Here is a 14,342-nt window from a genome sequence, read left to right as displayed (position 1 = left end):
TCATGAAATCACCACAAAATTTAGGTGTTTTTTTTCTGATTCTTCTTCTCTTGGTCTGGACCGATGCGGCTGCCCAGGAAGACCAGGATCCCTGGATACGCCTGCAGCATAATTATGCAGGGGAAAAGGACAAACGGAGGAGATTTTCCAAGCCCCAGGAAAATGATGCAAGCGATCCCTGGGATCGCTTGCGCAAAGTATTCATTCCCTTGGAGTCTCCCGTTCCGGCGATCACCAACCCCAAGGCTGGAGCAAAACACTCTGATTATAATAAAAACGTCACCACTATAATTCAAAAAAAACTTGCCCCCTGGCAGGAATCGATTGATCAGGCGGCCAGAATCTTCAATGTGCCGCAAGCGGTTATCAAGGCAGTAATAATTATGGAGTCAGGGGGGGATCCCAATGCCCGGGCCGATTCAAGCAGTGCGGCCGGCTTGATGCAGACCATCAAAGCAACGTTTGCAGAGGCTCATCGTAGGTTAAGTGAGCGCGGCATTGTTTTGGTGAATAATCCCCTTGATCCCCACGCCTCGATCATGGCAGGGAGCTGGTATTTGGGAGAGATGTTTGAAGAAGCTGAACAGGATGGCAAGCCTGGAGTGGGGTCTCGAACCGAGCTCTCATCCTGGCGTCATGCTCTTGAGTATTACTATGCTGGGCCGTTGCATGGGCGCAAATCGTCCCCTCGTGTTTTAATCTATCGCAACGGGAAAAGTTTATTGATCGATAAAAAAGCTTATTCAGATAAAGTTTTGGAGTGGGCTGCGACGCTGGTCTGAAAATGAAAATAAACCGCTGCCAAGCTTAGCAATCTGAGACTACCGCCTGATTTAAATCCCCGCAGCGTAGACTGTCCCGACAATTGCCATGGTTTACGAAGGGAGAGTAATTTCATCTTCGCGATAGGATTCAGTTTGTCGCCATAAAAATCTGCTGGTTTTTCTATAAAAACTTGACTTCTTCTAGTTTTCGTTTACTATTCAGATGTTATCATAGGTTGAAATCATAAGGATGTAGCTTTGCAATTCGCCTGCAGCCTGAGATTGGTAAAAGTTTGCGTACTTTTATTGTGGTAAATATTTTTAGAGGATTGAGAATCTATGAGTGATTGTCCTTGTGGTTCGGGAAAAGATTATAGTCAATGCTGTGAACCCCTTATCGAAGGTGAATCCAAAGCGGATACTGCGGAGGCTCTTTTACGGGCCCGTTACAGCGCCCACGCCAAAATGGAAATGGATTTCGTCAAGAATACAACCCATCCCGATCAACTACCTAAGTACGAAGCGACCACGGCCCGCAACTGGGCTGAAAAGTCAACATGGGATCATCTCGAAATCATTAATGTTGAAGCCGGACAGCAAGCCGATGAGGAAGGCAGAATTGAATTTGTTGCCCATTTTCGGCAAAAGGATAAAGCCAAAACTCATCATGAGCTTTCATCGTTCAAACGCCATGAGGGTGACTGGTATTTTTATGACGGACAAGGGGTGGTTCCCAGACAGGTGGTCAGAGAACATAATAAAGTCGGTCGTAATGATCCTTGTCCCTGCGGGAGCGGTAAAAAATATAAAAAATGTTGTTGCGCATGAACCAGGACTGTTTACAGGTTAAAAGGGAGGAAATACTTCCCTTTTAACCTGTAAACTAATATGCTCAACTGCTCTCGGGTCATATTTTTGTTCGAACCATCCAGACCAGGCGGCCCGGGGAAAGATTCGAGTTTGGGCAGAGAAAAGTTTACGAACAGCAAGAGCTGCTGGATCCGCAGCCGGAACAGCTTCCACCCCCCATTTTACTGAGGTCAAGATTCGCAGAGATGGTGAAACCGACGTTTTTAAAATCAACTTTGATCGGTTTGACCTTTTCCATGAAATCACGATCGACAAGGAATGTGAAGTTCTCGATATTGTAGGTTTCGTCGTTGGGGCGTTCCTGATCCATGACCATGGAAAGAGACGGGCCACCTCAGCCGCCTTCGTTCAAAAATATTCTGATGGGTTCCGGTTCACGATTGGTGAAATAGCCGGCAATCTGTTCGACTGCGGCACTACTGACTTCCAGCATTAGGTGCTCTCCTTGATTTTCGATGTTTGAATTTTAAATTATAGAGTAATCCTATAAGTAATGATAACTTTATATGAAAAAAGAATAGTTATTGAAGATGATTCTGTCAACATTCTTTTTAAATCATGAAGGTTCTTTTTGCATAATTTTTTATTATTGATTCAATATGAAGGGGTAAAATGCGGGTCTTAGTCAGTGGTGGAAGCGGCTATATCGGCAGTCATACTGTCGTTGAACTTCTCGCATCAGATTATGAAGTCGTTATTGTTGATAATTTAAGCAACAGCTCACCTGAGGTTCTGGCGCGGATAGAAAAGATAACCAACAAGCGGGTGGGGTTCCATAAACTTGATCTGCGTGACCGGCCCGGGCTTAACCGTCTGCTGGCCGAAGGTAATTTCAATGCGGTAATTCATTTCGCCGGTCTCAAGGCCGTCGGCGAATCAGTCAAAATGCCGCTGACTTATTACGATAATAATCTCTGCGGTACCATCAGCCTCTTGCAGGCCATGTCTGAACATGGTGTCAAAAATCTGGTATTCAGCTCCTCCGCCACGGTTTACGGTGACCCCGTGACAGTACCGATTGACGAGACCGCGGCTTTGCGACCTACCAATCCCTACGGGCGCAGCAAGTTGATGCTTGAAGACATGCTGCGCGATCTACAGATTTCAGATAAGGACTGGAATATCGTTTTATTGCGTTATTTTAACCCGATCGGAGCGCACGCCAGCGGTTTGATTGGCGAAGATCCACAAGGCATCCCTAATAACCTGCTGCCTTATATTTCTCAGGTAGCGGTTGGTCGGCGGCAACGCCTGGCGGTTTTCGGTAATGACTATGATACCCATGATGGTACGGGCGTCCGGGACTATATTCATGTCGTTGATTTGGCGCGCGGGCACTTATGTGCTCTTGAAAAAATGCAGCTGAATCCAGGCCTGATTTGCTGCAATCTGGGCACGGGCCGTGGTTACAGTGTTCTTGAGGTGATAGAGACCTTTACAAAAGCCAGCGGGATTGAAATTCCTTATTCGATCGAACCCCGTCGAGCTGGAGATATCGCGGTTTGTTATGCCGATCCTACTTGGGCCGGCGATGTCTTGGGCTGGAAAGCAGAGCGTGATTTACTTTCAATGTGTACCGATGCTTGGCATTGGCAGACAAATAATCCTGATGGATATGGAGGAAAAGATGAATAGTCAAATTGGTGTGGACGCCGGCAGAATCTGGAAGGAACTCGAAATTAATGGAGAAATGACCAGCGGTCAGCTGAAAAAAAATCTTGCTCTGGCGCCAGTCGATCTTAACCTCGCACTGGGTTGGTTGGCCCGGGAAGACAAAATCGGTCTGAGTCGCAAAGGGAACCTGATTAAAGCAGGGTTGAAATAAGGCTGTTTCTGGTCTGATTTGGTACCAGAAGATACTGACAAATTTTGAGTGCTAGTTGAGGGGTGTAAATTGTTGAAAATTTTAGTTTTATATCATTCGCGAGGTGGTAATACCCGAAAGCTTGCGGAAAAAATAGTTGCCGGAATAGAAGCACAAGGTGCTATTGCGATCCTGAAAAGTACGGATGAAGTGGTTAAAGATGATTTTCTGGTCGCTGCCGGTATTATCGCCGGTTCACCCGTATATTTTGGCGGGATGGCGGCGGAATTGAAAAAAGTATTTGACGATTTTGTCGGCCTTCGCAAAAAAATGGAGAATAAGGTCGGAGCCGCATTTGCCACCAGTGGCCATCACACCGGGGGTAAGGAAACCACTATCATGTCGATAATCCACTGCATGATGATTTACGGTATGATTGTTGTCGGCGATCCCCTGCATGCCTCCGGGCATTACGGGGTTGCCTGTCTGGGAGAGCCTGATGCCGGAGCGGCCGATGACGCCGAAAAACTGGGTTATCGGGTAGCCGAACTGGCAACCAGAATTGGTCGTGAATGAACACAAGAAGGGTGTATTTAGCGACTACTGCAAAGTATGACAGCAGGATAATTGCCGATATTCTGCGTCAGGGACTCACAACGTTAGGTTTGGAAGGAACTGTAAGCCGAGGCGACCGGGTTCTTCTGAAACCGAACTTGGTGATCGGCAAAGCCCCAGAACTGGCTGTGACTACCCATCCGGAAGTTTTGCGGGCAACCGCGATGGTGCTGCAGGATTGCGGAGCCCGGCTTTTTCTCGGTGACAGTCCAGGCTTCGGTGCGCTCGAAAAATGTTTGCTTAAAAGCGGTCTGCAACCGGTGATGCGGGCGCTGGCCATCACCACCGTTTCTTTTGAAGAGCCTAAGAAGGTTGCGCTGACAAATAGTCTGGTGGCTAAGGAAATAACCTTGGCTGACAGGGCTTGCGATTTCGATAAGCTTATCAATCTGCCTAAATTAAAAACCCATGTGATGATGGGTACGACCTTGGCGGTGAAGAATCTTTTTGGCCTGGTTCCGGGCCTGCGCAAACTGCAATGGCATTTACGCGCCGGTCATGACCGGCGACTGTTTGCCCGTATGCTGCTTGATATCTACCGGCAAATGCCTCCAACCTGGAGTTTTCTTGATGGGGTTGTGGGCATGGAAGGGGAGGGGCCAACTAATGGAACCCCCAGGAACTGTGGTCTTCTGGCCCTGTCCAACGGTGCCCCGGAACTTGATTATCAGGTGGAAAAATGGGTTGGTTTCCCTGGCTTGCCCCCAATCAGCCAAGAGGCTTTGAATCTGGGGATACTCGAAAAGCGGATTGAAACTGTCGGACCGGCTGCCGAATCATACCTGGAGCCAGCCATCAAACCTGCTCGCGGAACCGGACAGGCGACCTTTTTCGGCCAGCGTTTCTGGGGTAAGTTTTTTATTTCAAAACCCAAAATTACCATCAGTCGCTGCCATCTTTGTCAAGTCTGCGTCATTCATTGCCCGGCTCAGGCCATGAAGCTGATGGATCGTAGAATTGTTATTGACTATAAACGCTGTATTCGTTGTTACTGCTGCCAGGAACTATGCCCTTATGGTGCGGTTCTGGTTAGATGAAAGGTCTTAAAAGGTTTTTTAATGAATCTCAACAATCTCAATTGCCTTGACCTCGACCAGCCTCAGTTGGAAGGTTTCAAACAATTCTTGAGCGCCTGGCTTTACCGGGGGGGAAAGTTTACGTTTCTGGTCGATCCGGGCCCCTTATCCACCATCCCGCTTCTACTGGCTGAGCTGCGCAGAAAAGATATCAAAAGGATTGATTATATTTTACTGACCCATATTCATATTGATCATGCCGGCGGTACCGGTGAATTATTGAAAAACTATCCCGAAGCTCTGGTAATCTGTCATCCTGAAGGGGTAAAACATCTGGTGGACCCGGAACAGCTCTGGCTGGGATCATTGAAAGTTTTGGGTCGTATGGCTGAGGTCTATGGAGAGATTATCCCTGTACCGGCCGAGAAGATTGTTTTTGCGGAGGAAGTCGGAAACACCGGAATTCAAGTTTTTAAGACCCCGGGACATGCTCAGCACCATCTTTGTTTTCTTTTGGATGATGTACTTTTTGCGGGGGAGGTCGTCGGTGTCCGGAGCCCGGCCAAGAGTGGTATTTACATGCGGCCGGCGACCCCGCCTCGATTTTTATTGGATGTGGCTCAAACTTCAATCGATAACATGCTTGAGCTTAAACCTCGTTATCTGGTGATGGCCCATTATGGGTTGGTTGAACCGGCGCTGGAATATCTGCAGATCGGCCGTCGGCAACTTGATTTATGGGTCGAAGGTGTAGGTCAGATAATCGGGGTAGGTCAACGGCCTGATAAAAATCATGAAGAAAAACTTTTTAACTGGCTCTTGGAACGTGATTCCAATTATCGCCGAATCCATGAGTTGGCCCCGGATATTTATGCCCGGGAGCGTTATTTTCTGGGCAATACGATGCGAGGCATGAGCGCCTATCTGAAAGAAGATAGGCGCTAGATTTCACGCTCGGTAATAATCTGGTTCTTACCTCTTCTTTTTGCTAAATAAAGAGCATCATCGGCACGCTTAATCAAACCGTCAATGTTGTCACCGGCAGAAAACGAGGAAACGCCAATGCTGACCGTAATTTTTAGCGAGATAGCTATCTTTTTGTTGGTCAAGGTACTTTGCGAGAGAAGGTTTCTGATTTTGTTCCCAACCTGAACTGCCTGCTCTAAATCGGTGGACGGCAACAGACAGGTGAACTCCTCCCCTCCCCATCGAGCCGGAAAATCTGAATCTCTTAAATTCTGGCGTAGGAAAGTACCCAGTCCTCGCAGAATTCCATCCCCTGTCTGGTGACCGAATTGATCGTTGACTGCCTTGAAATCATCAATATCGATCACCAGCAAGCTGAATCCATGCCCATAGCGGGTTGCCCGCGAGAGCTCTTCGGAAAGGCGGCAGAAAAGAGCCCTGCGGTTATAAAGTCCGGTCAATTCGTCGACGGTTGCCATGTCGGCGACTTCCTGCATTTTATCCTGCAGGCGCTTAACGGTCTCCTGCGCGTCTACAATGTGGTCGTGAATTTTAGTGTTACTGGTGATGACTTGATTGAGCTCCGCCGTAATCTCATCCTTCAGCTTGGATAGATCAGAAAATTTATCCGTGACCTTGATCTTCAGGAGATGGTTGTCGAGTTGTTCAATGTGCTGGCCGGCGATTTGGTCAAGTCGGCCGATCAGGCGTTCCAGTTCAGTCATCAACTCGAACCCCTGATCCTGCTGAGTGATAAGTTCGTCGAAACTGTTCTGTTGCTGTTGCTCGATCAGTTGCTGGGAGTCATGGTCACTTGCGGACAAAAATTTGTAAAAATGGCGAGAATATATGTCGGGCAGCATCGGGATGCGATGTTCAACCATATGGTGCAGGGTCTTTTTTGCCACCCGGGCCACCGTCAAATAAAAGCGCTCCATGAATAGACCTGTTTTCGATAAGATTTAAAAAGAATAACCCTTAATGATTATAGTTACTTATTTGCCTGTCGTCAAGACAAAACAAACCCCGTAAAGCCGCAGTGAAAGGCTTTTGTGAAGTCTGGTGCCTGAGTTTATGAGGTTTCCTCCACCAGAAGCGTTTAAGAATTATTATTGATGAACTCGTAACGACTTTTGAAAAGCGCAAAAAACAGGATGGCACTATAACCGCTCCGAATACGAGGCGCCCGAAACCTGAGGTATGCGGTGAACATGGAAGTGCGCCGCAGTGACGCTCATCCGGCTTTAGCCGGGAAGGCTGAAGGGGAAACGAAGCCGGTGGAATGGTTACGAAGCCATCATTTGGGGCCGCCAAAGGATTTGATACTATGGATATCTTTCATATCGACCGAGCTTACCGCAACATCAAACGCTATCGGCAGATTATCTCGGTTTTCATAAAGTACGGTTTCGGCGGACTGCTAGAGCAACTTAATCTTGATTCCTATCTGGCCTTCGGGAAAAGTCTGGTCACCCTTCGCGGGATTAAACATGGCGATCTGATTCGTTACTCCAAAGGCGAGCGCCTGCGACTGGCTTTTGAAGAATTGGGTCCAACCTTTATCAAACTCGGGCAGCTTCTTTCCACTCGTCCTGACTTGATTCCCGCAGATATTCTGGGTGAATTACGTAAATTACAGGACAGGGTTCCAGGTTTCAGTTTTTCTGCAGTCAAAGCTCAGATAGAATCATCCCTGGGTGACAAGCTTGAAAATATTTTTCCCGAATTCTCTCATGAACCGGTGGCCGCAGCTTCAATTTCACAAGTTCACCGCGCCCGCCTTGTCAACGGCACGGAAGTGGCTGTCAAGGTGCGGCGTCCTGGAATTGACGAGCAAATTGCCGCCGATATTGATATCATGTTCAATCTGGCCGAGCTTGCGACCCGGCATGTAAGCGAGATGGAAACTTATCAACCGGCCCAGATGGTACGGGAATTTTCTAAAAATATTCGCCTGGAATTGGATTTTCAGATTGAAGGGCGCAACCTTGATCGCTTTGCCAAAAATTTTGCCGACAATCGAAACATTCATATTCCTGCCGTCTTCTGGTCCCAGAGCAGCCAACGGATTCTGACTCTGGAATGGATAGACGGAATTAAAATCGATCAAATAAAGACGACCACCAATGGTGCGTATGACCCAAGACTACTGGCCTCAAGTGGGGTTGATTTCATGCTCAGGCAGATTTTTGAATTCGGGCTGTTTCATGGCGATCCTCATCCCGGAAATCTTTTTGTTCTGCCTGGCAATATCATTGCCCCGATTGACTTCGGTCTGGTGGGCCACCTTGATGAAGAGTTGAGCGAAGCCTTGCTTGAGTTGCTGCTTGGAATTCTGCGAAAGGATGTTTCGGCGCTGCTGCGAGCCATGTTCAAAATCGGGGTAATTGATGAAGATAAAATCAACCTGCGCGAACTGAAGGGCGATCTTTATGATTTGCTGGATCGTTACACCGGAGTTTCGTTGGCCAACCTGCACTTGAAAAACTTGCTCCAGGATTTTCTTCGCGTCATAACTTTCCATAAGATCCGTTTTCTTCCTGATTTTATGCTGCTTTTGCGGGTTCTCCTGACTTTGGAAGAAACTGCGCGTGCACTTGATCCAAGGTTTGATTTTCTTACTCATGCAGCCCCACTGGTTGAAAAAATCGGAGAAAAAAGATTTTCCCATGAACATCTGGAAAAGATTGTGGGTCGACAGCTGCATGAAACCATGGCCTTGTTTGAAATCATGCCGGGAGTGACTCGGGATATTCTGAAAAAGTTAAGCCGCGGTAGACTGCGCTTCGAGTTTGAACATCTGGGACTTGCTTTGTTCAGCAAGAACCTGGATCGAATTGCTAACCGCATCTCGTTTACAATGGTGGTTTCGGCGATAATTATCGCTTCATCCCTCATCATGTCGGCCGACAACGGATCTAAACTTTTTGGTTATCCGCTTCTGGGCATAATAGGTTATGTATTGGCAGGGGGGCTGGGAACCTGGCTGGCGATCGCGATCTTGCGCTCCGGCAAAATGTAAAGCGGTGCGGAATCGTGCAAAAGAATATGAATCCCCACCGGAAAGTCTCTCGGAATCAACTGCCGAGTTTTTCCATGACGTAGTTTTTTACAACGTCGGTCTCGGCGGCAACACGGTTATAACGACAGGGAAGTTCGTCCAGTGAGGCAATGCTTGCAGGCGATGGAGGCATTTTTCCGATCGCGTTTTTGACCGCATCCGGGAATTTAGCGGGATGGGCGGTCGCCAGACAGACTATCCCCGAGCTTGTCTGTCCGCTCTCAAGATACTGACGGGCGGCACAGACACCTGTCGCTGTATGCGGGTCAAGAATATAACCCTTTTCCTGCCAGACCTGTTTGATTGTCGCCAGAGTCATGGCGTCATCAACCCGGGATGCGGCAAAATCCCGACGCAGAAACTCAAACTGCTCAGCACTTATCTTAAGTTTTCCGAAACCGGTAAAGTCAGACATCATTTTTTTCAGGACTTCTGGATCTCGATTCACCAAAAAATAGAGATAGCGTTCAAAATTACTGGCCCGCTGAATATCCATTGACGGGCTCAGCGTGCTCACTACCTGGTCGACCTGATAGCTTCCGCTGGTGATGAAACGATAAAGAATGTCATTGGCGTTGGTTGCCAGGATCAATTTCTTAATTGGCAATCCCATTTGCTTTGCAACCCAGCCCGCAAAAATATTGCCGAAGTTGCCGGTCGGCACAACCACCGTGAAATCATTCCGATCTTTGGCTGAAAGCTGCGTCCATGCGCTGAAATAATAAACAATCTGAGCCATGATCCGAGCCCAGTTGATTGAATTTACGGCCCCGAGATGGTAGCGTTGTTTGAACTCAAGATCGGCGAAAAGCTCCTTGACTATCCTTTGTCCATCATCAAAATTTCCCTCTATCGCCAGATTGAAAACATTGTCGTCAAGGACCGAAGTCATCTGCTTTTCCTGTACGGGACTGACCTTGCCGTATGGGTACAGAATGAAAATATTAATGTTTTCCTTACCCCGTAGGCCATGAATCGCGGCGCTGCCGGTATCTCCTGAGGTTGCTCCGAGGATATTGAGGTGATTTTTTTCACGACGAAGCAGATATTCGAAAAGATTGCCGAGAAACTGTAGAGCGATATCCTTGAAAGCCAAGGTGGGGCCGTGAAAAAGCTCCTGAATATAAAATTCCCCCACTTTTTTTAAAGGGACAATTTCGGTTGCAGCAAAGCTCGAATAACTTTTGGCGATCAAGGCACGCAGGTCGGCGGCGGGAATATCATCATCAATGAAACGAGCAAAGATGGTATAAGCCAGCTCGTTGTAGGACAGGGTCGTGAGTGCGTCCATTTGAGCCGGAGAAAAGACTGGAATATCCTTCGGCAAAAGTAGCCCGCCATCACTGGCGAGCCCCATCATTACCGCCTGATTAAAGGAGATCGGAGCGATTCCGCCCCGGGTACTGATATACTTCATGCCCCTACCGTCGTAGTTGAGTTTAATCTAGTTTAGCGAACGGAAAACTCATGTACAGCATCAATCATGGCCTTGGCGTGGTCAATCGGAGTAGTTGGCAGGATGCCGTGGCCAAGATTGAAAATGTGACCGTTGCGATTGGCGGCCTGATCGAGAACCATTCTTACTCGTCTGCGAATTTCAGGAATCGGAGCAAACAGGACAAGCGGTTCGAGATTTCCCTGAACCCCGCATTCCGGACCAATGATTTCCCAGGCCGAAGAAATGTCTTGGCGCCAGTCCAGACCAATGACATCTCCGCCGGCGGCAACCACCTGTTTAAGAAGGGTCGAGGCTTGGTTGGCAAAGTGGATTTTGGGGATATCAAATTCCGCAAGCGCCTGAAAAATTTTTTGGTTGTAGGGGAAGACGTATTCTTGATAGTCAAAAGATCCAAGACAACCGACCCAACTGTCGAAAAGCTGCACGGCCTGAGCCCCAGCTAGAATCTGGGCCTTAAGATAGGAAATCACGGTTTGCGTAATCATTTCCATCAGTCGATGGTAAACTTGAGGGTTTACATACATCATGGTTTTGATGTGCTGATACTGTTTTGAGCCACCGCCCTCAACCAGATAGCTGGCTAAGGTAAAGGGGGCCCCGGAAAAGCCGATCAGAGGCACCTTGCCGTCAAGTTCACGCCGCAGGATTCGGATAGCCTCCATCACGAATGGAACTGTTTCTTCCGCCGCAACGACTTTTAGGGTTTTCAGGTCTGCAGCCGAACGAATCGGTCGTTCCACCACCGGTCCTCGACCTTCGTGAAATTCAATGGCTGAGCCCATGGGTTCAAGAGGAACCAGAATATCGGAAAACAGGATGGCAGCGTCCAGCTCCATGCGGCGCAGCGGTTGCAGGGTAACTTCGACCGCAAGCTCCGGGGTTTTGCACATTTCCCAAAAAGAGTGTTTTTCACGTAAAGCACGATATTCCGGCAGGTAACGCCCAGCCTGACGCATCATCCAGACCGGGGTGCAGTCAACATCCTGACGTCGGCAGGCTCGTAAAAATCGATAATCATTTTTCATCTTGTCAATGCTCCTGTAAAAGCTTATATCTCCGGCACAAACCTGCGGCGCGCATATCCGTGTTCTGTAATTGGCAGGTGTAACTATCATAGTTGACCGTACCATTCAAGGAAATTGTCAATCTGATATCTCTGGCGGATTTGATTTTCCGAAGTAAGGAGAGGGGAGAGCGAATGCTCTTTTTACCTGCATGGATCGTAAATTATATCATCAGGAGGAAATAAGCTTGTGAGTGAGGAACTTTTGCTGACCCCGCAATTCTGGCGTGACTACGTTCTTTCCCGTAAACGTTCCCTGAAGCGCAGCAAGGTAGCCACCGGGGGAAAATGGGATCAAATTGCGGGGCATTACCATAGTTTTGAGAATGATGCGGCTTTCCTGGCCGAGCAGCTGTGGATCAAAGAAAAAATGTTGGCCCATCGAATGTTAAGCCCGCAAACAGAACTGATTGATATAGCCTGCGGTCCGGGAACTCATTGCTTTGACTTTGCCGCAATTTGCCGTCAAGTCACTGCCGTGGATGTTTCAGAAAGAATGATCGCACGGGTCATAGCTAGAAAAGAAGCGGAAAAGACGGAGAACTTAACGGTTATATGTCATGATTTTTATGGGTTTAATCCCGCTTGTCAGTATGATACGGTTTTTGTCTCAATGAGTCCGATTTTAAATGAATTAGAAAATATTGATCGTCTTCTGGCCATGAGCCGCCGCTTTGTCGTCCTTGTTTATTGGGCCGGGATCAGAGACAATCCTCTTTTTCAAACCTGCTACAAAATGGTTTACGATGAAACCTACCGGTGGGATGCTATGGATGTGACCGTTATTTTCAACTATCTCTATGCCCTTGGTCATTCTCCCGAGATTTCTTATCTGCACCCGGTTTGGAAACGTTATGACAGCCTTGAAAACACGGTTGAACATATAATCTGGCATCTCGAATTTCAACGTTCTCTGAGCTCTGATGAAAGGCAAATGGTTTATGAAAGGATAGCCCGTGAAGTAGATGATAAGGGCATGGTAAAATATCAAACCAGAGTCCGTAAGGGAGCTTTGTTTCTTGACCTTGAAGCCGGAAAAGAGGTAGGGGTTTCAGCGTAATTTTTGGTCGGACATGAGCTCCGCGAAGATTCCGGTGTAAATATTTTTTCAAGTACCGCGGTTGACAACCGATTTTATTTACTTTATTATTCAGATAATTTTTATCCCCTTATCATTGTTCATTCAACTTTTTTGTCGTCCGGGCCGGCCGGACTTGGAGGAAACAATGGCTACGGCTGAAAGTAATTCCGATAAAGCAGTCAAGATCATCGACGGAGTCTGGTGGGTCGGTGTCAATGATCATTTCAATCCTCTTTTCGAAGGCCTGTGGGCCCTGCCGCACGGAATAAGCTACAATGCTTACCTGGTCCAAGGCAAAAACAAAACGGCTTTGATTGAGCTTTCACGCAACGGTTTCGCGGAAACATTTATAAAAAAAATTGAGCAGATAATGCCTCTGACCGAAATTGACTACATCGTCCATAATCATCTTGAACCGGATCATTCCGGTATTATCCCAATCATTTACAAAGCCTGTCCGCAAGCCGAAATCATCGCTTCTGGAAAAGGTAAAGTTTTTCTTGAACAATTTTACGGAGAGGGGAAGCGGGTGAGAGCGGTCGGTGACGGCGACAGTCTTGATCTCGGAGGACGAACCTTGCGTTTTCTCGGTTATCCTTGGCTGCACTGGCCAGATACCATGTTTAGCTATTTGGTAGAGGATAAAGTGCTTTTCCCCTGTGATGCTTTCGGTGGTTTTGGAGCTCTCGACAGAGGTCTGTTTGACGACGAAATTGATCTCGCAAGCTACTGGCCTGAAGCAAAACGCTATCTGGGAACTATTGTCGCCTCTTATTTGGGGCACGTGATCAAAGCCATCGATAAGTGGGTTAAGGGCGGTATGGGTATAAATATCCTTTGCCCATCGCACGGGCCGGTATATCGCAGCAATCCGATGTCGATTATCAGTCGTTATCAGGAGTGGGCTCGCAATGACAAGCAGGATAAGGTCGTAATGGTTGTCGGTTCAATGTGGGGTAATACGCATCAAATGGGAGCCATCGTTAAACATCGTTTGGAGCATAATGGTTTTACAGTCAAATACTTTGACGCCGCGTTAGCCGAGCCAGGCCAGGTATTAGGAGAAATGCTCAATGCCGGGGGGATTGTTTTTGGTGGGCCGACTTATGATACAAATATCTACCCGCGTCTTGAGTATTACCTGATGCTCTTTAGAGGCAAAAAGAAAAACGGTTATCCGGTGGCAACTTTCACCCAAAACAGCTGGAAGGTCGACATAACTCCAAAGATCAACCGGTATCTTGAAGATTTGAAAGCTCAGGTTGTTTCACCTCAGGTTGTCGCTCAGGGTCCACCTGACAACATAATCAAAAAAAAGCTGGAGTTGCTGGCTGACAATCTCGCAGCTAAGATTAAAGACAGCTGCTTTATCCCTGAAGGATGATATCGGGCGGCGCCAACGGGTAATATGTCAGTGAGTTGTCTGTATTGGCAGGCCATCAATATTGACTCGCCACCTTTTTTGTTGTTATAAAAAGGTGTTGCGACAAAGCGTTTTTTTTAATTCACAGAGAATTTCGAGGCCATAAGCGACCTAATCTTAGTTGTTTTTCGCTTCGAAGCTCCTTATTCAGTCCGCCGGTTTGATTTTTTGCTACCTCTTAATCCCTTACGATGGGGATGTAGCCTTTTTAGGGCGCACT

At 47.6% G+C, this 14,342-nt stretch carries 14 protein-coding genes; 10 read left to right on the top strand and 4 right to left on the bottom strand.

Annotated elements, in window-relative coordinates; all coding sequences use genetic code 11:
- Nucleotides 1-2 precede the first annotated feature (2 nt).
- Together ENN66_09095 and ENN66_09090 are read left to right on the top strand one after the other, a co-directional pair.
- Nucleotides 3-782 carry a lytic transglycosylase domain-containing protein gene (locus tag ENN66_09095; GenBank protein ID HDS16741.1) on the top strand — a complete coding sequence of 260 codons (780 nt, stop codon included), beginning with the start codon at nucleotides 3-5 and terminating at the stop codon, nucleotides 780-782.
- Between the two features lie 321 nt (nucleotides 783-1,103).
- Entirely contained in the window at nucleotides 1,104-1,592 is a 489-nt protein-coding gene (locus ENN66_09090; GenBank protein ID HDS16740.1) for a YchJ family protein, read from the top strand.
- 148 nt (nucleotides 1,593-1,740) lie between these two features.
- Here ENN66_09090 and ENN66_09085 read toward each other — a convergent pair whose 3' ends face one another.
- Entirely contained in the window at nucleotides 1,741-1,950 is a 210-nt protein-coding gene (locus ENN66_09085; protein ID HDS16739.1) for a hypothetical protein, read from the bottom strand.
- A gap of 296 nt (nucleotides 1,951-2,246) precedes the next feature.
- Here ENN66_09085 and galE point away from each other — a divergent pair, with 296 nt between their 5' ends.
- The 5 genes from galE (at nucleotide 2,247) to ENN66_09060 (ending at nucleotide 6,014) form a co-directional block, all read left to right on the top strand.
- A complete protein-coding gene (galE, locus tag ENN66_09080) occupies nucleotides 2,247-3,269 on the top strand; it encodes a UDP-glucose 4-epimerase GalE (GenBank protein HDS16738.1) in 1,023 nt (340 codons plus the stop codon).
- The gene (locus ENN66_09075; GenBank protein ID HDS16737.1) at nucleotides 3,142-3,459 is read left to right on the top strand and encodes a hypothetical protein; all 318 of its coding nucleotides are present in this window, start codon (nucleotides 3,142-3,144) and stop codon (nucleotides 3,457-3,459) included. Before galE ends, ENN66_09075 begins: the two co-directional genes overlap by 128 nt.
- 72 nt (nucleotides 3,460-3,531) lie before the next feature.
- Nucleotides 3,532-4,014, top strand: a complete 483-nt coding sequence (locus ENN66_09070; protein ID HDS16736.1) for a flavodoxin family protein — start codon at nucleotides 3,532-3,534, stop codon at nucleotides 4,012-4,014.
- Entirely contained in the window at nucleotides 4,011-5,090 is a 1,080-nt protein-coding gene (locus tag ENN66_09065) for a DUF362 domain-containing protein (GenBank protein ID HDS16735.1), read from the top strand. The genes ENN66_09070 and ENN66_09065 overlap by 4 nt, the downstream gene beginning before the upstream one ends.
- Before the next feature lie 21 nt (nucleotides 5,091-5,111).
- On the top strand, nucleotides 5,112-6,014 hold the full coding sequence (locus ENN66_09060) for an MBL fold metallo-hydrolase (GenBank protein HDS16734.1): 903 nt from the start codon (nucleotides 5,112-5,114) through the stop codon (nucleotides 6,012-6,014).
- Here the strand turns inward: ENN66_09060 and ENN66_09055 are convergent.
- A complete protein-coding gene (locus tag ENN66_09055; protein HDS16733.1) occupies nucleotides 6,011-6,973 on the bottom strand; it encodes a GGDEF domain-containing protein in 963 nt (320 codons plus the stop codon). The genes ENN66_09060 and ENN66_09055 overlap by 4 nt on opposite strands.
- A 344-nt stretch (nucleotides 6,974-7,317) precedes the next feature.
- On the opposite strand from ENN66_09055, the gene ENN66_09050 reads away from it, so the two are divergent.
- A complete protein-coding gene (locus ENN66_09050; GenBank protein HDS16732.1) occupies nucleotides 7,318-9,057 on the top strand; it encodes a ubiquinone biosynthesis protein UbiB in 1,740 nt (579 codons plus the stop codon).
- Nucleotides 9,058-9,112: 55 nt separating this feature from the next.
- On the opposite strand, the gene ENN66_09045 is transcribed toward ENN66_09050, so the two are convergent.
- Together ENN66_09045 and hemE are read right to left on the bottom strand one after the other, a co-directional pair.
- Nucleotides 9,113-10,513 carry a threonine synthase gene (locus ENN66_09045; protein HDS16731.1) on the bottom strand — a complete coding sequence of 467 codons (1,401 nt, stop codon included), beginning with the start codon at nucleotides 10,511-10,513 and terminating at the stop codon, nucleotides 9,113-9,115.
- 32 nt (nucleotides 10,514-10,545) lie between these two features.
- Nucleotides 10,546-11,580, bottom strand: a complete 1,035-nt coding sequence (gene hemE / locus ENN66_09040) for a uroporphyrinogen decarboxylase (GenBank protein HDS16730.1) — start codon at nucleotides 11,578-11,580, stop codon at nucleotides 10,546-10,548.
- Nucleotides 11,581-11,808: 228 nt separating this feature from the next.
- On the opposite strand from hemE, the gene ENN66_09035 reads away from it, so the two are divergent.
- Both ENN66_09035 and ENN66_09030 read left to right on the top strand, forming a co-directional pair.
- Nucleotides 11,809-12,678, top strand: a complete 870-nt coding sequence (locus ENN66_09035) for a class I SAM-dependent methyltransferase (GenBank protein ID HDS16729.1) — start codon at nucleotides 11,809-11,811, stop codon at nucleotides 12,676-12,678.
- 166 nt (nucleotides 12,679-12,844) lie between these two features.
- Nucleotides 12,845-14,083 (top strand): FprA family A-type flavoprotein, encoded by a 1,239-nt coding sequence (locus ENN66_09030; GenBank protein ID HDS16728.1) that lies wholly within the window; start codon nucleotides 12,845-12,847, stop codon nucleotides 14,081-14,083.
- Nucleotides 14,084-14,342 lie beyond the last annotated feature (259 nt).

Source organism: Pseudomonadota bacterium (genome assembly GCA_011049115.1).
In the GTDB taxonomy this organism is placed as follows: domain Bacteria; phylum Desulfobacterota; class Anaeroferrophillalia; order Anaeroferrophillales; family Tharpellaceae; genus DSCM01.
This window is presented reverse-complemented; position numbering and strand designations above follow the sequence as displayed.